Below are 23,371 nucleotides of genomic sequence, written 5' to 3' on the forward strand. Positions count from 1 at the left end.
ATGGCGGGACGTTTGGCGATCCTGGCCTGTAGCGGCGGCCTTCCGGTGCGGATCGCCGAGGCTCAGCCCGATGCGCTGAAGCTGGGTTTTCAAGGCGTTCCCAACGCGTTGCAGGGCGATGTTCATCTTCACCGCTTCGAGAAGATGGGCGCTGTCTTTGACGGGTTGAGGGCGCAGGGCGTGGACCGTGTGGTCTTTGCCGGATCGCTTTCGCGCCCGCCGCTGAACCCGGCCGAGTTCGATCCGGTGATGTTGGGCCTTGCGCCGCGGCTGATGGTGGCGATGCAGGGCGGCGATGACGCGCTGCTCAGAGAAGTGATCGCGATTTTCGAAGAACAGGGCTTTGCCGTGATGGGCGCGCATGAGCTGGTGCCGGGGCTGACCGCAGAAGAGGGGCTTTGCGTCGGCGCCGAGATGTCCGAGACCGATCTGACGGATGCCGGGCGCGCATGGGATATTCTGATGGCCTTGTCACCGCTGGATGTGGGGCAGGGCTGTGTGGTGGCCGGGGGACAGTGCCTGGGGATCGAGACGGTGCAGGGGACCGATGCCCTGCTGGGATTTGTGGCAGCCACGCCAGAGGCGTTGCGTCGGGGCGTCAGGGGCGTTTACGTCAAGGCGGCCAAGCGGGGGCAGGACCTGCGGGTCGATATGCCGGTGATCGGACCGAAGACCATCGAGGCGGTTGCCGAGGCCGGGTTGGCGGGGCTTGTGGTCGAGGCAAGCAGGGTGATGATCCTTGAGCGGGAAAAGACCGTGCAGGCTGTTGAAAAGGCAGGGCTTTTTCTTTCGTCACGGGTGCTGTGATGCGGGTGTTCCTGATCGCCGGAGAGGCGTCGGGCGACAAGCTGGGTGCCGCGCTGATGGCTGGGCTGAAATCCCTTGAAAGCGTTGAATTCCAAGGGATTGGCGGGCCTCTGATGCAGGCCGAAGGGATGGTTTCCCTGTTTGACATGGATGAGCTGTCGGTCATGGGGTTGGCAGAGATCGTGCCGAAATATCCCCATCTGCGGCGACGGTTGCACCAGACGGCAAAAGCGGTGCTCGAGGCGCGGCCGGATGTGCTGATCACCATCGACAGCCCGGATTTCTGTTTGCGGGTCGCCAAGCTGGTCAAGGCGAAAAGTGACATAAGAACAGTGCATTACGTGGCGCCGTCGGTCTGGGCATGGCGCGCGGGGCGCGCGCGCAAGATGGCACGGGTCGTGGACCAGGTCTTGGCGCTTTTGCCGTTCGAGCCACCCTATATGGAAGCGGCGGGGGTGGCGTGCGATTTTGTGGGGCATCCGGTGGTGAGTGATCGTCAGGCGAATGCCGAGGAAATTCAAGGGTTTAGGGAGCGTCACGGGATCGAGGGGGCGCTGTGGATGATCCTGCCGGGCTCGCGCCGGGGAGAGGTGCAGCGCCTTGGTTCGATATTTAGTGAGGTTGTTCAAAGGGTTATCCGGGAAAAGCCGGATCTTTCGGTGGTCATTCCGACGAGGTCAAACGTGGCGCCGATGGTGCGGGAGATGGTCGAGGGCTGGCCGGTGAGGCCGGTGATCCTGGACCCCTCCGAAACCGATGCCGAAACCGCCAAGGCCGAGAAGCGGGCGGCGTTCGGGGCGGCGGATTGGGCGCTGGCGGCGTCGGGGACGGTGTCGTTGGAACTGGTGGCGGCGGGCACGCCGATGGTCATTGCCTATGACGTCAACCCGTTGAGTCGGTTCATTATTTCCAAGATGCTGACCATCGACACGCTGACGCTTGTCAACCTTGTCTCGGAGACGCGGGCGGTGCCGGAGTTCAACGGCAAGCGCTGCCGGCCCGAGTTGATCGCGCCCGGCATGCTTGAGGTGATGGAGGCGCCGGGCGCGCAACGCGCGGCGATGGAGCTGACCATGCAACGGCTGGGGCGCGATGGTGAGGCGCCGGGGCTGCGGGCGGCAAGGGCGGTTCTGGCGCGGATGGGCCATGCGTAGGGTTCGTACGAAACCGACACGGGTTTGGGACGGAGTCTGCGCAATTTGGCGAAAATTGTGTCCCTTTGGTACGCAAACAGCCTGTCGGACGGCGTTCGCGGCGGTCCTGTGTCTGTCACTGATCCTGTGGTCGGTGATGCCGAGCGTCACGCATGCGCCGGAGGCGTTGGAGACGGCTCAGACTCATCCTGAGGTCATCGCCGAGCAAGGGCACGGTCACGGGCATGCGCACGGACATGTGCATGAGCACGAAAATCAACATGAGCATGACCTTGATCGGCTGCTGCATGGTCACAGCCACGATGCTGCCGATCACGATCACAGTCAGGCGGTTCTGGTGGCGCGTGCGCCGACGGGGGCCCAAGCGGCCAGCCGCGATGGCTGGCGGTTCAGATCGTCGGACCCGGGCGCGTATCGGGTGTTCAGGATAGACCGACCTCCGCGTGCGTGATCGGCGCCGCCGCACGGCGGCTGACCGAAAGAGTTCACGCATAAATGGAGAGTTCCATGATTTCGATATCCCGACATGCTGGCGATACGGCTGTGCGCCGGTCGCTTGTCATGACCCTGATCGCGGTTTGCGCGATTGCCTTTAGCGTCGCTCCGGCGCTGGCCCATAATGTCACGCCGGGTGACGCGGGCTATATCCAGGAGATCTGGGGGGTGCATATCATCCCCTTCATCTATCTCGGTGCCAAGCACATGGTCACCGGCTATGACCACATCCTGTTCCTGCTGGGGGTGGTGTTCTTCCTGTACCGGATGAAGGATGTGGCGATCTATGTCAGCATCTTCGCTTTCGGCCATTCGGTGACGATGCTTCTGGGCGTCTGGTATGGTTGGGGCATCAATGCCTATCTCATCGACGCGATCATCGGCCTGTCGGTCGTCTACAAGGCGCTCGATAACCTTGGCGCCTACAAGCGGTGGTTCGGGGTTCAGCCCGATACCAAGGCCGCGACGCTGATCTTCGGGCTGTTCCATGGCACGGGGCTCGCGACGAAGATCCTTGAATACGAGATTGCCGAGGACGGGCTGCTGGCCAATCTGATCGCCTTCAACGTGGGGGTCGAGATCGGGCAGCTGCTGGCTTTGGCGGTGATCCTGATCGTGATGGGGGTCTGGCGCAGACAACCGAATTTCATGCGGCAGGCGACCATCGCGAATGTGGTGATGATCGGGCTTGGGCTGTGGCTGACCTATGTGCAGGTCCACGGCTTTGTGGCGCATGGCTGAGACAAGGGAGAGACAAGATGCATAATGTGAGAAAACCCACCCTCGAAGAGCTGCCAACATTGGCCAGCCTGAAGCGGTCGGCCCTTTTGGCAGGGGTGGCCGGCGTGGCGATCCTTTTGACCGTGGTTCTGCCTGCCGAGCGCGCGATTGACCCCACGGGGATCGGGCGTGTGCTGGGCCTGACGGAAATGGGCGAGATCAAGCGAGAGCTGGCCGAAGAGGCCGAACGCGACCGGCTTTTGCACGGGAGCGAGACATCATCGAGCCTGTTGCGGGATGTGTTGGGCCTGTTCGCAGGGGCCGCGCAGGCGCAGGAGCAGGCGTGGACGGATGTTGTCAGCTTCACGCTGGAGCCGGACGCGTCGGCGGAGATCAAGCTGGTGATGCAGGCGGGCGATATCGCGACCTATGCTTGGAGTGCGACAGGCGGACGGATCAATTTCGACCTGCACGCGCATGGCGAGGGGCAGTCCGTCGATTATGACCGGGGTCGGGGTGCGACCGAGGGCGAGGGCCGGATCGAGGCGGGTTTTGCCGGAGAGCACGGCTGGTTCTGGCGTAACCGCGATGATGCCGCCATCAAGGTGACCCTGCAGCTTGGCGGGGCCTATTCCGAGATCGTAGAGACGCGGTAATGCCAAAAGACGTTCCTGCACGGGTGCGGAAGTGCCTGTGCAGGGACATGCCTGGACGGGTGCAGGGCGTTTGCGAAACGCGCGCTCAGTATCCGCGCCAGATCCAGCCGCCGCCAAGGATGCGGCTGTCACCGGTTTCATAGAAGACGCAGGCCTGACCCGGGCTGACGCCTTCTTCGGGGCTGAGAAGTTCGACCTCGGCGCCGCCATCCGGCAGGGGGCGAAGGATCGCCTCTTGCGGGGGGCGGGTGGAGCGCAGCTTGACCGAGAGGTGCCATTCCGGGCGGCTGTCGAAAGGGGCGTCGCCCAGCCAGTTGATCTCGCGCACGGGAACGAGGCGGGTGGCGAGCAGTTCCTTGGGGCCGACGATAACGCGCTGCGCGTCGACATCGAGTTTGACCACATAGAGCGGCTCGCTCAGCCCGCCGATGCCAAGGCCGCGGCGCTGGCCGATCGTGTAGTGGATCACCCCCTCATGGGTGCCGAGGATGCGGCCATCGACATGGGCGATTTCGCCGGGTTCGGCGGCGCCGGGTCGCAGTTTTTCGATCACTGCGGCATAATTGCCATCGGGCACGAAGCAGATATCCTGACTGTCGGGCTTGTCGGCCACTTTCAGCCCGTAGCGCGCGGCCAATTCACGGGTGGCGTGCTTGGAGGGCAGGTGGCCTAAGGGAAAGCGCAGGAAATCAAGCTGTTCGGGGGTGGTGGAGAACAGGAAATAGCTTTGATCGCGGGCGGCATCGGCGGCGCAGTGCAATTCAGGACCATGCGCGCCCATCTTGCGCTGGATGTAATGGCCGGTGGCCATGCAATCGGCGTCGAGATCGCGGGCGGTTTCCAGAAGGTCCTTGAATTTCACCCGCTCGTTGCACCGGATGCAGGGCACGGGCGTGGCGCCCGCAAGGTAGCTGTCGGCAAACTCGTCGATCACCGCGTCGCGGAAGATGTTTTCGTAATCGAGCACATAATGGGGAAAGCCCATGTCTTCGGCCACGCGGCGGGCGTCATGGATGTCGATGCCGGCGCAGCAGGCGCCTTTTTTCGCAAGTGCGGCGCCATGATCGTAAAGCTGCAGGGTGACCCCCACCACGTCATAGCCTTCCTCGGCCAGTTGGGCGGCCACGACCGAGCTGTCGACGCCGCCGGACATGGCAACGACGACACGGGTGTCGGCTGGGGCTTTGGCGAAGCCCAGGGAATTGAGGCCGGATTCGAGGGGCATTGGACGGGTCTCCTTGGTGTGACGGAATATAAGAAAATGCGAGACAGTCTCAAGGGGCGGTTTCACCTGCCGTTAAAACCTCAGGGGCAGTCTTGTGCCCGGTTGCTTTTGAGGGTGAGAGAGATGTTTCTGAAAAAGGTGAACGGGCCGCGGATGGTGACCTTGCCGGATGGCAGTATCCTGAGCCGGGGAGATCTGCCGCCGGCGGATACACGGCGCTGGACGGCGCGACGCAAGATGGCGGTGGTGCGCGGCGTGGTGCATGGGCTGATGTCGCAGGACGAGGCGCAGAGCTTTTACGAGCTGAGCGAAGCGGAGCTTGCCGAATGGCTGAGTGCGGCCGAACGAGAGGGCACATCGGGGCTGCGCGCGACGGTCAGAACGAAAGAGGTGTACAACCTAAGGTAGAAAATTGTATTTTTATCGCACTGGTAACTTGTGCTTAACCAATCTTGTCCATGGTTTCGGTCGGATAGTCGAAGACATAGCGGAGTTGAGTGAATGCGTGTGCTGTTGGTAGAAGACGACCCCACGACCGCGAAAAGCATCGATATGATGCTGACCCATGCGAACCTGAACGTCTATACAACCGATCTGGGCGAGGAGGGGATCGACCTTGCCAAGCTCTATGATTACGACCTGATCCTGCTGGATCTGGGCCTGCCGGACATGAACGGTCACGAGGTGTTGCGCCAGTTGCGGCTGGCGCGCATCGATACGCCGATCCTGATCCTGAGCGGTGCGGATGATACCGAGAACAAGATCAAGGGGTTCGGCTTTGGCGCGGATGATTACCTGACCAAACCATTCCACCGCGAAGAGCTTGTGGCGCGGATCCACGCGATCATCCGCCGCTCGAAGGGGCATTCGCAATCGGTGATCCGCACCGGGCGCATCAACGTCAATCTGGATGCCAAGACGGTGGATGTGGAGGGGCGGACGGTGCATCTGACCGGGAAAGAATACCAGATGCTCGAATTGCTGAGCCTGCGCAAGGGCACGACCCTGACCAAGGAGATGTTCCTCAATCATCTCTATGGCGCACGTAAATTATTGATTTTTTTATATATTTGCTCTTACGGATGGGCGCGTTTCAAAGGTGTTTCAAAATTCGTGTTTCATTCTTGTTCTGTTCTTAGTGCCTCTATTCCTTGCGCACGCCAGAAGCCAGAAGCGCAACGGCCCTCAAGTCATCGTAATGAAGTGCGATCATGTCGTCGCCGCCGGCGTGGCCGTATTCCCAAGCAAGCGCCCAGACTAAATTTTGCGCTTTAATAGGAACGCCCTTCATTGGCATTTCCTTTTCCAGCTGTGATCTGATTTCTTGGTACTCTTGGCTCATGCAGCTTAATTTATTCATCCTCGTTCTTCCTGAACCTTCTTGGCCCGCGCCTTTTGCGCTGCCTTGCCTGCGTAAAGCCGCACCATGGCCGCTGAGGTGTGGCCAGTAATGCTCATGATTTCCTCGTCAGTCATGCCGAGCGCGGCCAATTCTGAGGCCGCCGTGTGGCGCAATCCGTGGATGTCGTAATCGGTTGCGCCGATCTGCTTGCGCACGTCCATTACCCATTTCCAGGCGGTGTTGTAAGCCACCCTGTGCCCTTCATGGTTTATGATGTAGAGCGCATTTCGCGGCGTCTTGTTCAGCATGTCCAACAGGCGGCGGGTGAACGGGATCCACACCTCGGCCTTGGTCTTGCTTTGACGCACGACAATGCCGTTGTCCTCGATCTGCCCCCATTGCATGTTCAACACGTCCCCGATCCGCTGCCCTGTGCCGATCAGAAGCTCAAACAGCAGCAGCGTCTGCCCCGTGGCGGCCGTGCGGAATGCCTCGACCATATCGACGGGCCATGCCTCGCGGGTCTTTGTGCCGTCCAGTTGCTTCACGCCCCTGGCCGGGTTCACGTGTTCGACCCAGCCGATGTCTATGGCGTGGTTCATAAGTACGGACAGGGCCGCAACGCGCCGGTTGGCGGTTGTCGGGGTGGCAGACAGCGCATCCCGCATGTCGTTGACGTGGCGGCGGCGGATGGACGCCGGATCGACGAGCCCGATCTTGTCGCGGAAATACAGGAATGACCGCTCGTAACTCTTTCGAGTGTTGTGCGCCTTCTTTGCCCAATCCGGCGACCGCATGTAGTGCTCTATCAGCTTGTTGATCGTGCGCTTGGGCGCGGTCGGTGCGCCGTTCAGAAGCCGGTTGTATTCGGCCCAGAAGGCATTGGACCCCGGCTCTGCGAAAATGCGCTGGCAGGTGTTGCCGCGTATGAAATAAGGGTATCCCTTGCGGCCACGCGCGTAGACATATTTTGGCAGTTGCCGTTTCACCATTTCACCCTGTCTATCTGTTGCGGCGCATCCTTCTGCGCGATTTCCACGTCGATCTTACGACCTTCCACAACGATCCGTACTACGTCGAGACCTTCCTGCCGTAGCTGCCGCACCAGTTCCATCGCTCGATCATGGGCTGTCATGGTCCTGTCCTTTCAGTTCTTCATGCGCCTTCACGATCCGATAGACGCCTGCTTTTTTCTCCATATCAGCCTCGCTCGGCGCGATCATGTAGATAGCTTCATCTAAAGCCTCCACGGCCTTCGCCAGCTTGGCTTCAAGCGCCTCAATGCGGTTGCGCAAAGCAGGCACTACAAGACGGAGATCGTCCACAATATCGCCATCTCTATCTCTCTTGGTCATCGGTCTCTGCTTTCAGTTCTGCGAGTGCAGCAGCAATCATGCGGGCGGGTGCCACCTCTTTTTCTATGCATGTTCTGCATGGGTGGACGTGCACCCGATTTTCCAACACATACGCCCCGCCCATTCCAAATGATGTTGACGCCTTCGGGGCTGGCTTTCCAAGTTGGTCGAAAGCCAAATCGAGATTTTCTCCGCACTCGGTGCAAATGAACGAAGTCACCAAATTGATCCGTCCGGAGTCTTTACGGTTATTACTCATCGGTCTTGTCCTTCTCGGCTTCCAGTTCTGCGAGGGTGGCGCGGGCACGATTACGGCACCAATCCAGTTCTTTTTTTGGGTCGTCTGGCCATTCAGGCTCGCCATCATAAATGTCACCGAGCGCCCCCACCGCCTTCGCCAGTTTGGTCTCTGCCTCTAACCGCGCTTGGTATGCATCATGTGCTTGTCCTAAGTCAGACAGTGATTGCATCCGCGCTTCACGAAGTTCGGCCTCAAGTCCCTCGATGCGGTCGGCGGCTGCGTGCCTTAGATCGTCTCCGCACCCTTCCATCGTGATGCAATCAAAAGCCCGCAGCCGCTTCACCAGATCATCACTCATCGGTCTTGTCCTTCATTCTACGGTGGGCTGTTTTGAGCACATGAACCCAAGCAATCAGCCCTACGATGCCGACAGGTATTGTCAGCCAGTCAACCAGTTCACTCATCATTCTCTCCCTTCACCCGCTCAATTATCCCCGCCACCACATCCGGGCAGTCGGCAAGGGCGCGGATGGCAACGGCGCACGCAGCGGCTTGCTCAGTCGATCCGCAGTCCAGCCCGCGCGTAAAAGCATCGTCACCTTCGCGCCTCCACGTTTCATCAGCACACGCTTCCGCCGCCGCCTCCAGCGCCGCCCGGACCAGCGCGGCGGGGTCTGTTTGGTTAGTCATTCCTTCCCCTCCGCAATGGCCCGGAAGCGGGCGATGGCGGCGCGATCCGCATCAGTGCCGCCGCAGCACAATCTGAGTTTAGCGTCTAAACGATCCGCCAACTCCGCCGCCGCAACAGCCAAGCGGGCGAGGTCAGGGGCGAGGTTGTCAAGTTCGGCATCTGCTGCGTGCTTGTGCCTCGAATATCCGCGAAGTCGTTCTCCGTTGGGAAGGATCACGCTTGTGTCGTGCGATGTGTCCCACTCGGTAAACGGTGTGCCCTTGGCCTCCATGTAGTAATCGCCATGAAACTGGACGCGCCGCCCCGGTGTTGCGCCTTCCAGCGCCGATTTCGCGCGGTCGATCAGGTCAGTCATTGGTCTGGTCCTTCCAAATCGGCCTCGGTGACGCGCTCAGTAGCCGCGTAGGGCGGCGGCACTGGGCGGTGCCAATCATGGCCCGGCCCGCGTCAGTGATCTGGATGTTCTTTATGCTGCCTACGCTGTTGGTTTTCAGGTGGACCCAACCGCAGTTTTCAGCGATCTCGACCAGCTTTTGCGTCTCGCTATGGCTGTGGTCGTCACCCATTTTACGTGCCAGGCGCGGCAAGCGGATTTCGACCAGGGTGTTTTCGGATTCAGCAACCTTCTCCAACATCTTGCGCATAACCGGTGTGTCGGCGCGCTCGTGCAGTGTCGGGATATCAAGCGTCACGGGCATGTTCAGTCATCCCCACATTCAACAGTTTCGCGAGGCACCAGATACTCTACGGACAAGGCCCAGAGCGTTGCGCTGGCTCTCTTTTGGTCGGAAGATTTGAACGCGGCCGCTTTGATCAGCCCGCCTTTGCGATGCATATTCGTCAGATAGCTGGCCATATGGCTACTGCTTCTGTTCATGTGGCCGGAAATTTGTGTTGTCGTGGCGGGGCCTCGGGCTAAGAACTCGGTCACGCGCAATTCGATTTCATCGACAGATATCGACGTGTCTTGTGCGGGTTCGGGTTCGGGCGCGAGTGTGACCTTCTTGCGAAAGATCGCTCTAACAACGGCTTGGAACATTGTAACTCCTCTCAATCTCTCCGAACGACGGTGCCATCCATCTTGCGTTTCCATTTACTGCCTTTCGACCCGGGGATCGTGCTCTTGGGCCGGAACGCGCCGGTGTGCTTGGCGGCAACGCGCTTGGCCTTTGCGATGCGGGGAATATCCTCGGTGTCGGTCTTGTCGCGGTGGCAAGCAGCACACAGCACGACGCAATTTTCTAAGCTGTTATCGCCGCCAAGGCCGCATGGGATGCGGTGATCAAACTCACGGCGATCGCCCACATTGAGTTTGACGCCGCACTCCTCGCATTTGCCTCTTGCGCGCTCCCATGCTTGAAACCTTGTTCGGTTTGAGAATTCACGGCGGGTCATGCGCTGGCCCTTTCGTCTTGCGGCTCGGACCAGACAACGCAGTGCCGGTCCCCGTATTCTGCGATGAAGGTGATCAGGTCAGCCATTTGGCGCACCGTCAGGTGCGAAGATCGAAAGCCGATCGGAAACGGCTCGCCGCTCAAGCCCATTTCAAAGCGGGTTTCGTGGCCCAATGCGTGCATGAATAGCGCCTTCCAGACTTCCGGCGTGTGCGTGCGTCCGTCAGGCTTGGCTCGCGATATGTCAGACAGCATGGCCCATAATTTGGCGTTCTGTTGATTGCTTCGGGTGGCCTCCGAGATCCGAACGACAGCATCCTGCGGCGCGCGATCAATCATTTGACGCGCAAGGCTTCGCTGCTCAGGCCCCCGGAGGATCACGGTCTGGGCCATCAATAGGCAACCTTTTCTGTCCAGACGCGCACGCCGGCAATATCGCGGGTCTTGTGGTGGCGGCGCACGTAGTCCTCGATAAAAGCGGTCACGGCGTCACGGTCCTTCTTTACGATGTCCAACCATGTTTCCTGGTAGTCCTCGATTTTGTGGAACGTCACCGTGCGCAAACCAGGGACCTTATCGCGCTTGGCGGCCTGTGCGGCCTTTTCTGCGTCGATAGCAGCCTGCTTGGCTGCGTCGGCCTCGCGCTGCGCCTCAAGGTCGCTGGCAGCGGCGGCGGCCGCCTTGGCCTCAGCCTCGCGGCGGGCCTTTTCAGCGGCTTCCCATGCCGCGCGTTCCTTGGCGCGCTTTTCCTCGTCCAGCTTGCGCGTGAAGCTGTCCATCGTAGCGACAAGGGCATCCTCGATGCGCTTTGCGTCTTTAATCGTCGGCTTCCAGCGATCCAGTTCAGCCTTGTAGGCTTCGTACAGAGGCGCGGTCGCCGCCTTTTGTCCGCGTTCGAGGTCAAGGCGCCACTGGCGCATAGCCTCGCGCAGCGCGTACATGCTGCGCCCTCCGGCCAAGCGTCGAGCTGCTTTCCAGACACATCCTCCAGAACGACAGTCCCGCGCTTTGCGTTGCGCGCCGTGATCCGGAACATGCGGGCCGCTTCCGAGGGGATGCCCTCGTAAACGACACGCGGCTCGTCCGTTTTGCGACCGGACCAGCGCATGACCGTGTGCGAAACGCCGCGCATCATGTCCAACGCGTCCTGGATCGCCCCGGATTTCATTTCACAAAAATCGGGCGTGTCATCCGGATCGTAAATCTTGCGCGGATTGGCGCTGTCGCCATGGCTACACACCCGACCTGTCGGGCGGTAGTCGTTGAAGATGCACCAGTGACAGTGCACCTTCCCAACCTCGTCTGTGTCAGGGTTCACAATGACCACGGGGCCGAAGGATCTGCTCATGCCTGATCCTCCTGCATGCGCATCAGCGCGTTGTCAGCCGCGTCTTCCTCGGCCTCGACCTTGAGCAGAGCCATGAAGGCGGCAGCCTCGGCGTCGCAACTCTTGCAAGTCGGCTGATCGTCGCTCGCATCATGAATGAACATATCGCACTCAATGCAGCAATCGGCGATCATGCTGCTCAGCGCCCTAATGGCTTCCACAAGGCTCCAAGTGTCCGGGTCGTCAAGTGCGATCAGGCACTTGTCCAAGGCGTGCAGGCGCGTGGCTTGGCTGGCCAGAGGCGCGGTGTGCAGCGCCTTGACCGTCTCGATGTCTGCTTCCAGTGTCGGCATAGTTATCTCCTGCTAGGTGGGTAGCAGGATATTGGGAAAATTCCCAAATTCAAGCCCAAATTGGGAAAATGCCCATTACCTCCCAATTATAGGGGGGAGAATCAGTATTTTTCAAACTCCGGGGTCACGCTTGATATCGCATGACTTGACGGTGGAGGCGCCAGTATCCCAGAGTTGGTTAGTCTAGGGGTGGCAGGTAAAAAGGACGGATATAGATGAGATTGATTGTTAATTTTAGGACGTGGCTTCTGGCGCTATTGGCGTTTACGGGTGCTGTGGTGGCCGAAACACCTTTAGATCCGCACCTAATCCAAGCGCTAAAAACTGGACATTTACGGACTTGTTTGCCTAATGTGAGCTTTCAATTAGAAAGCGCCGGACTGGCGTCTAATCCTCAAAAAGTTGCCAACATGTACTGTCATTGCCTTGGCAATTTTTACTTTAATGATCTTTCGAAAGAAGAATTCGAAGAGATGCGGATAAGTGATGGAGCATTGCCCGCTCGCATCGCGCAAAACCGCCGAGCAATTCAAGAACATTGCGCGACAATACATTTGCCTCACTTTAGGTAGTGGGAATGAGCAAAAATTTGACGTTTCGCAGTTTCATTTGTGTCGTTCCGCCGAGGCCTTTATCCCTTTTATATAATCACGCCAGCCATGAATGAGTGCAGGAGTTGCGCGCCCAATTTTAATCCATTCTTCTTCCGCTAGGTTAATGCGGTGCGCAAGGTTCACCGATCTCGGATCCTCCGTCTTAATAAACGTCGCATACGCATTGTACGCCAAAAAAAGTGCCCCCTCTTGGTGGCTGAAACCCTTTCTATAAACTAAGTCTAAGCTATCGAGAATCGCCAAAGGGCCGCCAAGGATATCAGGCGTTAGATCAAACATAGGCAGCAACGCGATAACCTCACCGTTCCAACGCCGTCTTTTTCTAAAAAACATCTTTGATCCCTCTCAATCTTTGGTCGGCCCATAATGTGCGTGGCTCGCTACACTTTCCCTCCGGCCCAGATCACGCGCCCGATTACCTCCATGTCGCTCAGTTTCTTTTCAACGGGATCGTATAGGGCGCGATTGTCGGATATGATTATCACGTGGCCCGGTGTTGGCGCGCGCTGGATGCGCTTGACCAGCAATGCTTCGCCGTTGTCGCGGATCACGAATAGACCATCATATGACAGATCACGCTTAGACCGATCGAGCATCACAACATCATCATCCGCCAGCGTTGGCAGCATGCTGTCGCCTTTCACTGATATAATCGCGAGGTCGCGCCAGTTGGCTTGGGTAAGCTGCCTCAAGTAATTCGCTGGAAACGCCAGGCTCCCAATAGGTTCTTCGTGAATAACGACGGCCCCATCCCCGGCGCTGGCATGCACGTCATAAACAGAGACCATGGCTTGTAAATCGGAAGAAGCTGCCTCTCTGACTTGTTCGGTCTTACTCGTCGCCGGCAAAACGTCTTCTAGGACTATGCCAAGCGCTTGCGCAATCTTCACGGCCCTTTCCCAAGACGTGGACTGAACCTTTCCCCTCTTGATGTCCCTTACGGCATCATACGGAACGCCGGCTTTGCGCGCGATCTCAGCAACGCTGACGTTCTGCCGCTCAAGCTCAGAAATTATTTTGGATCGTAGGGCTGAATTATCCATGGATACTTTATCGTTGAATATTGGATTGCAAAAAATTGGGAAATTTCCCTTGACCGCAGTTGGGTAAATTCCCAATATGCAGCTCATGAAACAGCTGCTTGATGACATTAAAGAATACTGCGCAGAGCGCGAAATGAGCTTGTCTACCTTTGGGTTTCACGCCGCAAAGGACGGAAAGTTTGTAGCTCGTCTGGAAAAAGGTGGTCGCTGCTGGCCTGAAACAGAAGCCGCAGTGCGCGCCTTCATGGCCGAAAACCCGCCAGAGAAGATGGGCAGCAACGCCCATGACTAACGCATTTTCACGCAAATTTATGGAGGTCAGTAATGGCATCTGAGAAAATTAACCCGTCGCTTTTAGCGCAAGATACTCCAAAGAAAACAGGTGGATCGTCCGGAAAATCTTCCGGGCAAATCCCGTGCGACCCGATGGCGTATCGCCGCGCCTTCCGTGATCGCTGGACCGATTTCCTCCGCGCCCATTTCCAAAGCCACATGCACGTCGCGGTGTTTTTCAGCGTCGACGAAAAGACTGCGCGCCTGTGGTGGAACTACGCCAACGAGCCGCGTGGCTGGGCCGTGTCCTATGCCATGGCCACGATCCCCTCGGCGCCTGCGTTCCTGAGCGCAGCGGCATGAGCATAGCGCGGGAGGCGCAGGCCCATTGGGGAGGATGAACAGGGCCGCAAGCTCGACCTGATCGCCCGCCTCAGCGCCCTTGAAATCGAGGGCTGGCTGTTGGGCGTTGCAATCGAAGGCCGCCGGTTCTTCTCCGGCGAGCTTGACGCACTGAAACAAAGAGCCCGCGACCTCAGAGCGGGCAACATATTCAACAGGAGGCCCAAGTGGCGGGATCGCTAATCAAGGTACAAATCATCGGGCACTTGGGCCGGGACCCAGAGGTGCGCACCTTCCAGAACGGTGGAGGTGTCTGCAATCTGTCCATCGCTACAACTGAAACATGGAAGGACAAGAATACAGGCCAGCGCCAAGAGCGCACCGAGTGGCACCGCGTTGCGATCTTCACAGAGCCGCTTGTCCGCCTCGCCGAGCAGTATCTCCGCAAGGGCTCCAAGGTCTATATCGAGGGCAAGCTCGAAACTCGCAAATGGCAGGACCAGTCCGGACAGGATCGTTACAGCACCGAGGTCGTGTTGCGCCCTTACGCTGGCGACCTTGTGTTTCTCGACCCGCGCGGCGGCGGCGGTGATGGCCAGAGCGGCGGCCAGAGCGGTTACGGCGGATCACGTGATGACGGCCGCTATGGTGGTGGCGGGCAGGGCGGCTATGGCGGGGCTCCCGCCGATCAGCGCCAAGGGACGCCCGGCTATGGCGGGGGTACGGCGCAGGGCCAAGGCGGCGGGCAGGTGCGCGACATTGACGATGAAATCCCATTTTGAGGTCATGCAATGAACAAGCGCATCGACCACGAAAGCCCGATCCAGATCGCCATCGTAGACTATCTGCGCAGCGTGCTGCCGGCGGGCTGCATCGTTCATCACTGCCGCGGTGAGATTAACAAGAGCGGCGCGGCCTTCATGCGCGAGCTGGCCAAGGCCAAGCGCAAGGGGGCATTGCCCGGCTTCCCCGACCTGATCGTGCTGCCCTACGCCAACATCGGTGCGCTGTTCTTCGAAGTAAAGGCCGAGGGGAATTACGCGGACAAGAACCAGCGTGACATGCACGAGGCCCTGCGCGCCCTTGGCTACCGGGTGGCCGTGGTGCGGTCGATCGACGACGTGCGCGAGGCATTGGCGGAATGGGGCGTCGGGACGACCGAGCGCAAGCCCGACAACTGGGCTTCGATTGGGGATCTCGCAAAGGACATGATCAAAGGAGCAGTCGAATGATCGAGATTTCGAAAATCCGCACCGACGCGGAAACGCAAGTCAGATTTCCGATATCGGAGGCGTCATTGCACGCCTCTAATTGGCAGGGTTTCGCATTTAATGATGTGGGTGTCGTTATCGCTTCGATCACGAACAGCTATCGTGAGCCGGGAAAATTCATGGTCCGGGTCTGCGGGGCAACCGCATCGCAAAACATCGCCCCCATTGCGGCTAATCGTGTCGGCGCCATGCTCATGGCTCTCGCCGAGCCGCACAATGTGGATATCAGCGAGTTCAAGTGGTCCGAAAGCGATGATGTCGCGCTTGATGAAAGCACTTCGCGCGAGGGCTGCCAATGAACAAGCTGGGACACAATGAACGCTCTTTCCGCCTTGACGCATTGGCCGCCGAGGCCCGCGAAGGTCTGGCCAAGATAGAGCAGGGCGAGGAATTCACGATAAGCGGTTGGTTGACCTACGGGCATGCTCTTAACAAGGGGCGGGCATTGCACGATGGCGACCGCGAGTTTGGTCAATGGGTTGAGGCGAATGTGCTGTCGCAAGTTGCGACAGCAGAAGTTACCCGCGACGACCGCGCCGCCGCCATGTGGGCCGCCGCCAATGCCGATGAGTTCGAGGAGGCCCGTCAGCGGGGAAACCCTCGCACCATTCGCGGCATCCATGCCAAGTGGAAAGAGATAAAGGCGGAGCGTGAAGACGCACTTCGGGCCGAGGAAAAGCGCAAGCGCGAAGAATCCGAAAAGGCCGAGCGTGAAAAGCGTGCCGCCGAGGCGCTGGCGGCCAAGGAAAAGGCCGACGCAGAGGCCGAGGAAGCCCGCAAGGCCGCAGAGGCCGCCAAGGACGATGAAGAGCGCAAGGCAGCCCAAGAGCGTGCGGAAAAGGCGGAAAAAGCCAGGGCAGAAGCCGAGGCGGCCGCTGAAAAGGCCAAAGAGCCTGATCCCGCCCCTCCGGCCCCAGACCCAGAGCCGATCCCGGACCCCTACGGCTACTCGACGCTGACGGACGAGGCGCTGCTTGAAACCGCCAATGGGCTTCGTGCCGAGCTTGATGAAGTAAAGGCCAAGCTCAAGGCAGTAGAGGCGAAGTTGCGCGCTGCAAAAGAGAAGACGGCCGATCTTAGCGCCGACGACAAGAACCTTGTGGTGCGCCGTCTCCAAAAAGAACTCGATAATGCTGAGAACGCCAAGTGGAAGGCGCTTGAGGATCGGGACGCGTATCACCGCCAAGTCTATGCGCTGAAAAAGCGCGTGGCTGAGCTTGAGAACATGGGAATTCCCCTCTGATGTCGATCTTGGCGCGGATACGGGCAAACGGCGGAGACGTGATCCGCGACGAGTGGCGCATGACGCTGCGCCCCGGCCGGCTCAAGCCTGAGGCCATAGCCTGGCTGCAACAGCCCCGCATCCGCGCCGCACTTCATGAGGAAGTCTGGCCGCTTGCCCCTGAGTGGGAAGAACGCGCTGCGATCCGCGAGTATTGCGGCGGTCAGCGCCGGGCGGAGGCCGAGCCCGCAGCTTACAGGGAGGTGATTGCAAGATGCTGAACTTCGCAAAGCCCAAGGAAATATGCCTGCGTGATTATCAAGAAGATGCCATTCAAGCTCTGCGAGATGGCATTCGCGCCGGCAAAATGCGTCAAGTTTTGGCGGCTCCTACCGGGGCGGGCAAGACGGTCATCGCTTCGCATTTGTTGAGGGAAGCAGACCGAAAGGGGAGCTATGCGTTGTTTTTGGTCGATCGCGTGTCCCTCGTTGATCAGACGAGCGCAACCCTCGACAATTATGACATAAGCCACGGCGTCATTCAGGCGGACCATCCACGGTTCGATCCTTATGCGAACATTCAGGTTTGCTCGATCCAGACACTGGAAAACCGTCGGCTTCCACGTATTCCAAACCTCATTTGCTACGACGAAGCTCATGTGCGTTTCGCAAAAATTTTGCGCTACATGGATAGCCTGCCTGATTGTGTGAAAATAGGACTGACGGCCACGCCTTTCTCCAAGGGCATGGCCGATGATTGGGACGCCGCCGTTAATGTGCGCACAACCCGCAGCTTGATTGATGATGGCTATTTAATTCAGCCGAAAATTTATGTGGCCAAGTCCCCGGAAGATGAAAGTCTCGGCCTGAACAAGCGGGGAGAATTTTCAGAGAAGGATGCGTCAAGCGCGGGCATCCAGATCATTGGCGACGTTGTTAAGGAATGGGTGAAAAAGACCAATGAAAACTTTGGTGGCCCCGTCAAAACAATCGTATTCAGCCCGACCGTTGAGCATGGGCGCGAGTTGTGCGCGGCCTTCGCTGCTGTCGGGTATGACTTTCAGCAGATTAGCTATCTCGACAAGGACGATGAAACTCGCCGGTTGAAAATCCAAGAGTTTCGCAAGCCGGACTCCCAAATTCAGGGGCTGGTATCGTGTGGGGTTCTGACGCGCGGGTTTGACGTGACGGATGTTCAATGCGGAATTTCCTGTCGTCCATACCGGAAAAGTTTGTCTAGCCACATGCAGGAGATGGGGCGCGTTATGCGTCCTCATGGCCACGACAAAAAGGCAATCTGGCTCTGCCATTCCGGCAATGTCGAGCGATTTTCGATCGACATGTTTGATGTTTGGGAAAACGGCGTCGGCGAGCTAAGCCACGCGCAAAAACAAGACAGCAAACCGCGGGAGCGTACCGAAAAGACAAAAGAGAAGGTTGTTTGCAAGGAATGTTCTGGCGCCATGCGGGGGCCTACCTGCACCGTATGTGGCTGGGAGCGCCCCGCCCGATCCGGGATCAATGTAATCGACGGGGAGTTGCAGGAGTTTGACCTGTCGAAACAGTCCGGCATGGAGCCAAGGGCTGGCTTACGCGCCGAGTGCCTCAAGGACCCCCGCGCAGTCTGGCAAGCGGCTTTAGCGTTCACATCGGAGCGGACGCGCAAGGGCGAAAATCACGCGCGCCGTTGGGCATACGGCGTCTGGTGCGGGATATATCCGAATAACAAGCTGCCCTTTGGGTGGTTTGACATGCCCGTGCCCCGCAAATTCGATCTCAATGCCTACGCGCTGATCGAGCGGGAGGTGAAGCGCTTCCGTAAGAAGGGGCGTGCAGCATGACCGCACAGACACGGATCACCACGCCACAAAAGGCAGAACAAGAGGCGTCGATGCTGGCCATGCGCCGCGCCCTTATGGCTGCGATCGACGCCGCGGATCGTGTTCCTGGCGGGCAAGCGGCCTTGGGCGAGGCATTGTGCGCGGCACTGGACACCGTGGGTGGTGGGGCCCCTGGCTACGACGCGTTCGGCAACATGCGCGAGGACGCCGCCTTTTGGGCGGACGTGGCCACGCCCATGGAGCTTGAGATATTCGGGGCGGCCGCCTTGAAGCGGATCCAGCGTGCGACCTTCGCACACCGCGCCAGAAAGCGGGTGTTCATGGCCCTTTGGGAGACATTTACCGAGGCCGACCGCAAGGCGTTCATTCAAAAAGTCACGGCCAGCACCAAGCCTCCCTGACGGGATCAGCGCCCGGCGCGTCGTCCGGGCACACTCAGGCCATAAGCGTGTTGTGGCGGCCTGAGCGGCATGGGGATGGCAAGGCCCCGACGCAGCGCCGAAAGCCTGCAACATAGGCTCCCCACAGTAGCCCCCGGACGGTGACGGACGGAAGCGAACGAGCAACACGACGCCAGATGCCTTGCCCACACGAGACCCGAGGCATGCGCCCGCATCGCCGTAAAGAATATCGGACCCATCGGAATGTTGCTGCGCTGGCACCCGATGGCCCCGTGAGATGGAAGCGCCGGCGAAGGGGTAGAAGGCTCACCATGCCCCGCTCAAGAACAGAGCTATCCGGTAGCGCAGTGTGTGTATGTCCCAAGCCCGGCGACGGTCGGCAGGATAGCACGCTTCTCCCAGACGACGGGGGAAGTGTGCTTAGAACCCAGCCCCCAACCATCGGCAGGATGGCGGCAGAGACAACAGCAGAGAGGAAGACAGATGATCGAGGCAATGAAGGGCCCGCGAGGTCAGGAGCTGGCGCGCTGCACATGCGATGACTGCGGTTCGATCAAGGATGTACGCGCTGCGCACGGAAAGACGCCCCACGGCGCTGGCAAGCTGATGTGCCTGGCCAAAGAGGGGCAGGTACTCAAGAAGATCGAGGCGGCTGGCTGGGCGCAGGTGCGCAACGCCCTGCGATGCCCGACGTGTGAAGCAAAACGCAGGCAGAAATGCCGGAAGGAGGCAAACATGACTGGCTTTACCTTTGACGCCAAGGCAGCGCTACATGAAGCGCAGAAATGCAGGAAGGACGCAACGACCATGACCAAGAAGAACGTGACGCATCTTCGCCAGCCCACACCCAAGCAAAAGCGCGAGATCATCGGCCTGCTCGAAGACGTCTATGACGACGAGCGCAAGTGCTACACCGGGGCAGAGACCGATAAGACCGTGGCCGAGGCGATCGGCAATGGCGTCATGTGGGGCTGGGTGGCCGAGATCCGCGAGGAAATGTTCGGGCCCGATGGCAGTAACGACGAGATGGAAGCGTTGCTCACGGAGATGCGTGCATGGCGCAATGCCCAGATGAAGGACGTCGCGAACGCTCGCATCCACCTTGAGAACGCCGAAAAGACGCTCCGGGAAATGGACGAAGCGATCAAGCGTGTGAACGAGTTCGAGACGCGCCAGCAGGCGATCATGAAGTCAGTGGGAGGCCGGGCGGCGAAGGCATAAGCCCCCCGCTACTCCCGGCGCTGGAACAGGTACGCAATGAGCGCCTTCTCGATCACCCAGCTTTCAGACCGCTCGTGTTCCTGACAGTACGCGCGCAGCGCTTCCTTTACCTCTGGTGACAGCCGCGCAGATGTAGGTAGGCCCTTGCTCATGATGTAGTCCTTTGTAGTTAATAGTAGTTGACGCCATGGCGGCGGTAAGTGTATTGATTGACCTACTACACATGACTACGCACAGCAAGGAGTTCATCATGACAACGCGTATCATCACCAAAGCCCAGGCCCGTGACATGGCCGGCCAGCTCAAGAAGCTCGGCGCCCTGGTTGAGAAGTCTGATGCGGGCATCGTCGCAACTGCACCGAATGGTAAGGAGGTGTTCCGCGCCATGCACGGCACCCGTGGCGACATGCTCGCTCGCTGGCCCGATGGGCTGTTCAACGAAGTGCAGGGAGGCTGACCCATGACCATCATGCCGATCGCAATCTTTCACGTGGATGAGGCGTTCGCCTCATCCCTTGAGACCGAAGCCGCCAAGGACCCTATCATTAAAGTGCAGGAGCCTATCATCCGCAGCGTACTCGGTACCGGGCAGGTGTATTCATGCGGTTCTGACGAGCTTGGCCAGTTTGACATTGTGCCTCTGATCCACCGTGATGCGCCGCACCACGCCGCGCAGGTCTTGTCGCTGCCTGAAATGGACGTGTTGCTGCGGATATTCTGCGACTATTACGGACTGACGTTCAAATGCGCCGAGGAGCTACTGGCTGACTGTGCCGGCGCGGATCATGAGCTGGCAGCGCCTGAGACCATCAACTGGCTGTCTGCTTTTGTCGATGCCTACATGGATCACGATCAATACCTGCACCCGAGAAAGGAGTCGGAATAATGGGATACAGCCGCGAATTTCATATCTTTGCCCACGGCGTCTTTTGGGGCACTTTCAAAGCGAGCACGCCAGAAGAGGCTATACAAGCCGCAGCCGACGCATTCGGGACTGTCGATGTGGGCGAAACTCGCGCAAATACTAAAGGCATGACGGCGGAGGAGTCGGACAGTTTTGAAAGTCGGACATAATTCAGGCCGCTATTGACAGCCCGCTATTGACAGCCCGCCCTGCACCAGCACGGCGGGTTTTCTCTTGGCTGGTGGTGTAAAGGCGCGGCGGTCCCGGTGTTGGTCAACCCCTTGGCCCTTGGCCTCGGCAACACAACGATATCTCACGTGCCATACCGCGCTGATTGCCGATCATGCATCGCGGAAGCGCGCATGCAATGCAGAGAGCGGCAGACAGCCCCTCCATATCACAGGCTTTCAATTCTTGAAAAGTGCATCCTATTAACATTGGACCATATGTTGTATATAGTCGGGCATGAAACCGAATAATGCACAATATGTGGTGTTTCGAAATGGGCGAGCTTATAAATCCACGGCACGAGACCTTCGCGCAAGAGATAGCTTTGGGCACCCCGGCTGATGCCGCGTATATCAAAGCGGGCTACAAGCCCAATCGAGGCAATGCAATCCGCCTGAAAACAAATGAAAACGTCAAGAAGCGGGTGGCCGAACTGATGGGCGAGGGCGCCCGGCGCGCTGCCAAGACCCTCGACGACGTGATCGCTGAGTATGAGCGCATCGCCTTCACCGGGCTTTCGAAATTCGTTCACATCGACGCAAACGGTACGCCACGCATCGACCTGTCCAACTGCACGCCCGAGGATCTCGACCTGCTCGGCGCGGTCCAAACCGAAACATTCAAAAAGGGCGGTGAGGAAGAAGGCGAGGTCGTCAAAGTCAGGATCCAGCCCATAGATCGCCTCAAGGCCCTTGAGAAGCTGGCCAACTATCTCGGCATGGGTGTCAACGATCCGCGCGACAAGGTGAGCATGACAGCCGTGGTCAACTTCATCAACGTCCCTCCAAAGCAGGAAGTCGAGGTCAAGTCGCGCACCATCAATCACGATGATGGCTATCCCTCATGACCCAGGCGGTGCGCAAGATAGACATGGACAAGACGCAGGCGATCTGGAACCCGACCGATCGCCAGACCGAGTTCCTGTCGGCCGGTGACTTCGAGGTGCTGTACGGCGGGGCCGCAGGCGGCGGGAAAAGCGATGCGCTGCTCGTCGATGCTCTGTGCCTGCAGCACGAGGGCCACAAGAACCCACGTCACCGCGCCGTCCTGTTCCGTCGCAGCTTTCCCGAGCTGCGCGACCTGATCAGCCGATCGCTGGAAATCTACAATCAGGTGGACCCCTTCGCGTCATACAACGCCACCGAAAAAGTGTGGACGCTTTCATCGGGCGCCAAGATCGAATTCGGCTACCTGCACAACGACGCTGACCGCCTCAAGTATCGTGGCCGCGCCTGGAACTACATCGGCTTTGACGAGCTGACGCTTTGGCCCACCGATGTCTGCTATCTCTACCTGTTCTCGCGCTGTCGATCCACAGATCAGACACTGCCCCGCTATATCCGCGCCACTACCAACCCTGATGGACCCGGCCAGCTTTGGGTGATGAAACGCTGGGGCATCCAAGAGGACGGCTCGGCCACCCGCATCCCCGTTGACGTCGAGGACAAGGAAAAGGGCGTCACCACGACCTTTCACCGCACATTCATCCCGGCCCGCCTGTCCGAGAACCCACACCTGAGCGAGACCGGCTATCGCGAGGCCCTGTTGCAGCTGGCCCCAGACGAGCGTGACGCGCTTCTCATGGGTCTGTGGCGCCAAGGCAGGGTGCATGGCGCCTACTACGCCAACGAGATGGCCGAGATGCGGAACCGCGGCGGCATCCGCTCGGTGCCTTACGATCCGTCAGAGCCGGTCAACACGTTCTGGGATCTCGGCTGGAACGACACCACGGCAATCTGGTTTCATCAACAGATCGCCGGCGAGCATCGCTTCATTCGCGCATACGAGAACAGTGGCGAGAGCCTCGATCACTATGCAACGTACCTCCAGAACTCAGGTTTCAATCTCATGGGCGGCCGCCACTACCTGCCGCATGATGCGCGCAACAAGAGCTTGCAGACCGGCAAGAGCGCGCTGGAAATATTGCAGGAGATGCTGCCGAACCTGAACTTTGAGGTGGTGCCCCGCATCCAGAACATCCTGACCGGCATCAACCAGACGCGCCTGGCCATGCGCGGCAAGGTGTTCATTGACGCCACCGAGTGCCCCGATGGCATCGCGGCCCTCGACAACTATCGCAAGGCCTACAACGAGCGCCATGACGTGTTCACCGAGCGCCCGCTGCACGACCGTTATTCCAACTTCGCCGACGCTTTCCGCCAATGGGGCCAAGCCCTCGAAGAAGGCCTGACAGGCCCTCGCCAGCAGTTCCGTCGCAAGCCCAAGCCCCCCGGAGGTATGTGGATATGAGC

Annotated in this window: 39 protein-coding genes and 1 pseudogene; 22 read left to right on the forward strand and 18 right to left on the reverse strand. The window is 59.2% G+C overall.

Annotated features, from left to right (window positions below; translation table 11 throughout):
- Together RAZWK3B_RS13525 and lpxB are read left to right on the forward strand one after the other, a co-directional pair.
- Positions 1–807: an LpxI family protein gene (locus RAZWK3B_RS13525; protein ID WP_007816019.1), complete on the forward strand. Its 807-nt coding sequence runs from the start codon at positions 1–3 to the stop codon at positions 805–807.
- On the forward strand, positions 807–1,961 hold the full coding sequence (lpxB, locus tag RAZWK3B_RS13530) for a lipid-A-disaccharide synthase (RefSeq protein WP_007816020.1): 1,155 nt from the start codon (positions 807–809) through the stop codon (positions 1,959–1,961). Before RAZWK3B_RS13525 ends, lpxB begins: the two co-directional genes overlap by 1 nt.
- A gap of 115 nt (positions 1,962–2,076) precedes the next feature.
- Here lpxB and RAZWK3B_RS21475 read toward each other — a convergent pair whose 3' ends face one another.
- Positions 2,077–2,325, reverse strand: coding sequence for a hypothetical protein (locus RAZWK3B_RS21475; RefSeq protein ID WP_198133293.1), 249 nt, complete (start codon positions 2,323–2,325; stop codon positions 2,077–2,079).
- A gap of 197 nt (positions 2,326–2,522) precedes the next feature.
- On the opposite strand from RAZWK3B_RS21475, the gene RAZWK3B_RS13540 reads away from it, so the two are divergent.
- Positions 2,523–3,197 carry a HupE/UreJ family protein gene (locus RAZWK3B_RS13540; protein WP_353611294.1) on the forward strand — a complete coding sequence of 225 codons (675 nt, stop codon included), beginning with the start codon at positions 2,523–2,525 and terminating at the stop codon, positions 3,195–3,197.
- Positions 3,198–3,214: 17 nt separating this feature from the next.
- Positions 3,215–3,832 carry a hypothetical protein gene (locus RAZWK3B_RS13545; protein ID WP_007816027.1) on the forward strand — a complete coding sequence of 206 codons (618 nt, stop codon included), beginning with the start codon at positions 3,215–3,217 and terminating at the stop codon, positions 3,830–3,832.
- 85 nt (positions 3,833–3,917) lie between these two features.
- Here RAZWK3B_RS13545 and mnmA read toward each other — a convergent pair whose 3' ends face one another.
- Positions 3,918–5,057, reverse strand: a complete 1,140-nt coding sequence (gene mnmA / locus RAZWK3B_RS13550; protein WP_007816028.1) for a tRNA 2-thiouridine(34) synthase MnmA — start codon at positions 5,055–5,057, stop codon at positions 3,918–3,920.
- 123 nt (positions 5,058–5,180) lie between these two features.
- Between mnmA and RAZWK3B_RS13555 the strand changes: the two genes are divergently transcribed.
- On the forward strand, positions 5,181–5,465 hold the full coding sequence (locus tag RAZWK3B_RS13555; RefSeq protein WP_007816030.1) for a DUF1153 domain-containing protein: 285 nt from the start codon (positions 5,181–5,183) through the stop codon (positions 5,463–5,465).
- A gap of 93 nt (positions 5,466–5,558) precedes the next feature.
- Positions 5,559–6,332: a response regulator transcription factor gene (locus tag RAZWK3B_RS13560; RefSeq protein WP_007816054.1), complete on the forward strand. Its 774-nt coding sequence runs from the start codon at positions 5,559–5,561 to the stop codon at positions 6,330–6,332.
- On the opposite strand, the pseudogene RAZWK3B_RS22010 reads toward RAZWK3B_RS13560, so the two are convergent.
- The 14 genes and pseudogenes from RAZWK3B_RS22010 to RAZWK3B_RS13615 form a co-directional block, all read right to left on the reverse strand.
- Positions 6,304–6,417, reverse strand: a pseudogene (locus RAZWK3B_RS22010) (hypothetical protein); the annotation flags it as partial. The gene RAZWK3B_RS13560 and the pseudogene RAZWK3B_RS22010 overlap by 29 nt on opposite strands.
- On the reverse strand, positions 6,414–7,391 hold the full coding sequence (locus RAZWK3B_RS13565) for a tyrosine-type recombinase/integrase (protein ID WP_007816056.1): 978 nt from the start codon (positions 7,389–7,391) through the stop codon (positions 6,414–6,416). The gene RAZWK3B_RS13565 and the pseudogene RAZWK3B_RS22010, both read right to left, overlap by 4 nt.
- Positions 7,385–7,534 carry a hypothetical protein gene (locus RAZWK3B_RS21205; protein WP_007816059.1) on the reverse strand — a complete coding sequence of 50 codons (150 nt, stop codon included), beginning with the start codon at positions 7,532–7,534 and terminating at the stop codon, positions 7,385–7,387. The genes RAZWK3B_RS13565 and RAZWK3B_RS21205 overlap by 7 nt, the downstream gene beginning before the upstream one ends.
- A complete protein-coding gene (locus tag RAZWK3B_RS13570) occupies positions 7,521–7,754 on the reverse strand; it encodes a hypothetical protein (protein WP_007816061.1) in 234 nt (77 codons plus the stop codon). The genes RAZWK3B_RS21205 and RAZWK3B_RS13570 overlap by 14 nt, the downstream gene beginning before the upstream one ends.
- Positions 7,738–8,013: a hypothetical protein gene (locus RAZWK3B_RS21210; protein ID WP_157132260.1), complete on the reverse strand. Its 276-nt coding sequence runs from the start codon at positions 8,011–8,013 to the stop codon at positions 7,738–7,740. Before RAZWK3B_RS21210 ends, RAZWK3B_RS13570 begins: the two co-directional genes overlap by 17 nt.
- Positions 8,006–8,353: a hypothetical protein gene (locus tag RAZWK3B_RS13575; RefSeq protein ID WP_007816063.1), complete on the reverse strand. Its 348-nt coding sequence runs from the start codon at positions 8,351–8,353 to the stop codon at positions 8,006–8,008. Before RAZWK3B_RS13575 ends, RAZWK3B_RS21210 begins: the two co-directional genes overlap by 8 nt.
- Before the next feature lie 98 nt (positions 8,354–8,451).
- Complete coding sequence (locus RAZWK3B_RS13580) at positions 8,452–8,685, reverse strand: hypothetical protein (protein ID WP_007816067.1); 234 nt, start codon at positions 8,683–8,685, stop codon at positions 8,452–8,454.
- Entirely contained in the window at positions 8,682–9,041 is a 360-nt protein-coding gene (locus RAZWK3B_RS13585) for a hypothetical protein (RefSeq protein WP_007816069.1), read from the reverse strand. The genes RAZWK3B_RS13580 and RAZWK3B_RS13585 overlap by 4 nt, the downstream gene beginning before the upstream one ends.
- Complete coding sequence (locus RAZWK3B_RS13590) at positions 9,034–9,384, reverse strand: hypothetical protein (protein ID WP_007816070.1); 351 nt, start codon at positions 9,382–9,384, stop codon at positions 9,034–9,036. Before RAZWK3B_RS13590 ends, RAZWK3B_RS13585 begins: the two co-directional genes overlap by 8 nt.
- A gap of 2 nt (positions 9,385–9,386) precedes the next feature.
- A complete protein-coding gene (locus tag RAZWK3B_RS13595) occupies positions 9,387–9,725 on the reverse strand; it encodes a hypothetical protein (protein ID WP_007816071.1) in 339 nt (112 codons plus the stop codon).
- Positions 9,726–9,736: 11 nt separating this feature from the next.
- Positions 9,737–10,081: an HNH endonuclease gene (locus tag RAZWK3B_RS21855; RefSeq protein ID WP_007816072.1), complete on the reverse strand. Its 345-nt coding sequence runs from the start codon at positions 10,079–10,081 to the stop codon at positions 9,737–9,739.
- Positions 10,078–10,473 (reverse strand): recombination protein NinB, encoded by a 396-nt coding sequence (locus tag RAZWK3B_RS13605; RefSeq protein WP_007816073.1) that lies wholly within the window; start codon positions 10,471–10,473, stop codon positions 10,078–10,080. Before RAZWK3B_RS13605 ends, RAZWK3B_RS21855 begins: the two co-directional genes overlap by 4 nt.
- Positions 10,473–11,021: a hypothetical protein gene (locus RAZWK3B_RS13610; protein WP_007816074.1), complete on the reverse strand. Its 549-nt coding sequence runs from the start codon at positions 11,019–11,021 to the stop codon at positions 10,473–10,475. The genes RAZWK3B_RS13605 and RAZWK3B_RS13610 overlap by 1 nt, the downstream gene beginning before the upstream one ends.
- A 403-nt stretch (positions 11,022–11,424) precedes the next feature.
- On the reverse strand, positions 11,425–11,760 hold the full coding sequence (locus tag RAZWK3B_RS13615) for a hypothetical protein (RefSeq protein ID WP_007816075.1): 336 nt from the start codon (positions 11,758–11,760) through the stop codon (positions 11,425–11,427).
- Between the two features lie 215 nt (positions 11,761–11,975).
- Here RAZWK3B_RS13615 and RAZWK3B_RS21215 point away from each other — a divergent pair, with 215 nt between their 5' ends.
- On the forward strand, positions 11,976–12,332 hold the full coding sequence (locus RAZWK3B_RS21215) for a hypothetical protein (protein WP_157132261.1): 357 nt from the start codon (positions 11,976–11,978) through the stop codon (positions 12,330–12,332).
- 33 nt (positions 12,333–12,365) lie between these two features.
- On the opposite strand, the gene RAZWK3B_RS13625 is transcribed toward RAZWK3B_RS21215, so the two are convergent.
- Complete coding sequence (locus RAZWK3B_RS13625) at positions 12,366–12,707, reverse strand: hypothetical protein (RefSeq protein WP_007816077.1); 342 nt, start codon at positions 12,705–12,707, stop codon at positions 12,366–12,368.
- A 47-nt stretch (positions 12,708–12,754) separates the two neighbouring features.
- The gene (locus RAZWK3B_RS13630; protein ID WP_232279532.1) at positions 12,755–13,504 is read right to left on the reverse strand and encodes a S24 family peptidase; all 750 of its coding nucleotides are present in this window, start codon (positions 13,502–13,504) and stop codon (positions 12,755–12,757) included.
- Here RAZWK3B_RS13630 and RAZWK3B_RS13635 point away from each other — a divergent pair.
- The 15 genes from RAZWK3B_RS13635 (at position 13,503) to RAZWK3B_RS13705 (ending at position 23,369) form a co-directional block, all read left to right on the forward strand.
- Positions 13,503–13,709, forward strand: coding sequence for a hypothetical protein (locus RAZWK3B_RS13635; protein WP_157132263.1), 207 nt, complete (start codon positions 13,503–13,505; stop codon positions 13,707–13,709). The genes RAZWK3B_RS13630 and RAZWK3B_RS13635 overlap by 2 nt on opposite strands.
- 134 nt (positions 13,710–13,843) lie before the next feature.
- Positions 13,844–14,053: a hypothetical protein gene (locus RAZWK3B_RS13640; protein WP_007816082.1), complete on the forward strand. Its 210-nt coding sequence runs from the start codon at positions 13,844–13,846 to the stop codon at positions 14,051–14,053.
- 206 nt (positions 14,054–14,259) lie between these two features.
- A complete protein-coding gene (ssb, locus tag RAZWK3B_RS13645) occupies positions 14,260–14,814 on the forward strand; it encodes a single-stranded DNA-binding protein (RefSeq protein WP_007816084.1) in 555 nt (184 codons plus the stop codon).
- A gap of 9 nt (positions 14,815–14,823) precedes the next feature.
- Entirely contained in the window at positions 14,824–15,264 is a 441-nt protein-coding gene (locus tag RAZWK3B_RS13650) for a VRR-NUC domain-containing protein (RefSeq protein WP_007815704.1), read from the forward strand.
- The gene (locus RAZWK3B_RS13655; protein ID WP_007815702.1) at positions 15,261–15,602 is read left to right on the forward strand and encodes a hypothetical protein; all 342 of its coding nucleotides are present in this window, start codon (positions 15,261–15,263) and stop codon (positions 15,600–15,602) included. The genes RAZWK3B_RS13650 and RAZWK3B_RS13655 overlap by 4 nt, the downstream gene beginning before the upstream one ends.
- Positions 15,599–16,546 (forward strand): hypothetical protein, encoded by a 948-nt coding sequence (locus RAZWK3B_RS13660; protein ID WP_007816087.1) that lies wholly within the window; start codon positions 15,599–15,601, stop codon positions 16,544–16,546. Before RAZWK3B_RS13655 ends, RAZWK3B_RS13660 begins: the two co-directional genes overlap by 4 nt.
- Positions 16,546–16,806 (forward strand): hypothetical protein, encoded by a 261-nt coding sequence (locus tag RAZWK3B_RS13665; RefSeq protein WP_007816090.1) that lies wholly within the window; start codon positions 16,546–16,548, stop codon positions 16,804–16,806. Before RAZWK3B_RS13660 ends, RAZWK3B_RS13665 begins: the two co-directional genes overlap by 1 nt.
- The gene (locus RAZWK3B_RS13670; protein WP_007816092.1) at positions 16,800–18,365 is read left to right on the forward strand and encodes a DEAD/DEAH box helicase; all 1,566 of its coding nucleotides are present in this window, start codon (positions 16,800–16,802) and stop codon (positions 18,363–18,365) included. The genes RAZWK3B_RS13665 and RAZWK3B_RS13670 overlap by 7 nt, the downstream gene beginning before the upstream one ends.
- Positions 18,362–18,766 carry a hypothetical protein gene (locus RAZWK3B_RS13675; protein WP_007816094.1) on the forward strand — a complete coding sequence of 135 codons (405 nt, stop codon included), beginning with the start codon at positions 18,362–18,364 and terminating at the stop codon, positions 18,764–18,766. The genes RAZWK3B_RS13670 and RAZWK3B_RS13675 overlap by 4 nt, the downstream gene beginning before the upstream one ends.
- Positions 18,767–19,249: 483 nt before the next feature.
- Positions 19,250–19,987 (forward strand): hypothetical protein, encoded by a 738-nt coding sequence (locus RAZWK3B_RS13680; protein WP_007816096.1) that lies wholly within the window; start codon positions 19,250–19,252, stop codon positions 19,985–19,987.
- Positions 19,988–20,237: 250 nt separating this feature from the next.
- Positions 20,238–20,444: a hypothetical protein gene (locus tag RAZWK3B_RS13685; RefSeq protein WP_157132264.1), complete on the forward strand. Its 207-nt coding sequence runs from the start codon at positions 20,238–20,240 to the stop codon at positions 20,442–20,444.
- A 3-nt stretch (positions 20,445–20,447) separates the two neighbouring features.
- Positions 20,448–20,873 (forward strand): hypothetical protein, encoded by a 426-nt coding sequence (locus RAZWK3B_RS13690; RefSeq protein ID WP_007816100.1) that lies wholly within the window; start codon positions 20,448–20,450, stop codon positions 20,871–20,873.
- Complete coding sequence (locus RAZWK3B_RS13695) at positions 20,873–21,061, forward strand: hypothetical protein (protein WP_007816101.1); 189 nt, start codon at positions 20,873–20,875, stop codon at positions 21,059–21,061. Before RAZWK3B_RS13690 ends, RAZWK3B_RS13695 begins: the two co-directional genes overlap by 1 nt.
- A 332-nt stretch (positions 21,062–21,393) precedes the next feature.
- Positions 21,394–21,966, forward strand: coding sequence for a terminase small subunit (locus RAZWK3B_RS13700; RefSeq protein WP_050774247.1), 573 nt, complete (start codon positions 21,394–21,396; stop codon positions 21,964–21,966).
- A complete protein-coding gene (locus tag RAZWK3B_RS13705; RefSeq protein WP_007816105.1) occupies positions 21,963–23,369 on the forward strand; it encodes a terminase large subunit domain-containing protein in 1,407 nt (468 codons plus the stop codon). The genes RAZWK3B_RS13700 and RAZWK3B_RS13705 overlap by 4 nt, the downstream gene beginning before the upstream one ends.
- The last annotated feature ends 2 nt before the right edge of the window (positions 23,370–23,371 follow it).

Source organism: Roseobacter sp. AzwK-3b, from assembly GCF_000170875.1.
Classification (GTDB): domain Bacteria; phylum Pseudomonadota; class Alphaproteobacteria; order Rhodobacterales; family Rhodobacteraceae; genus Roseovarius; species Roseovarius litoreus.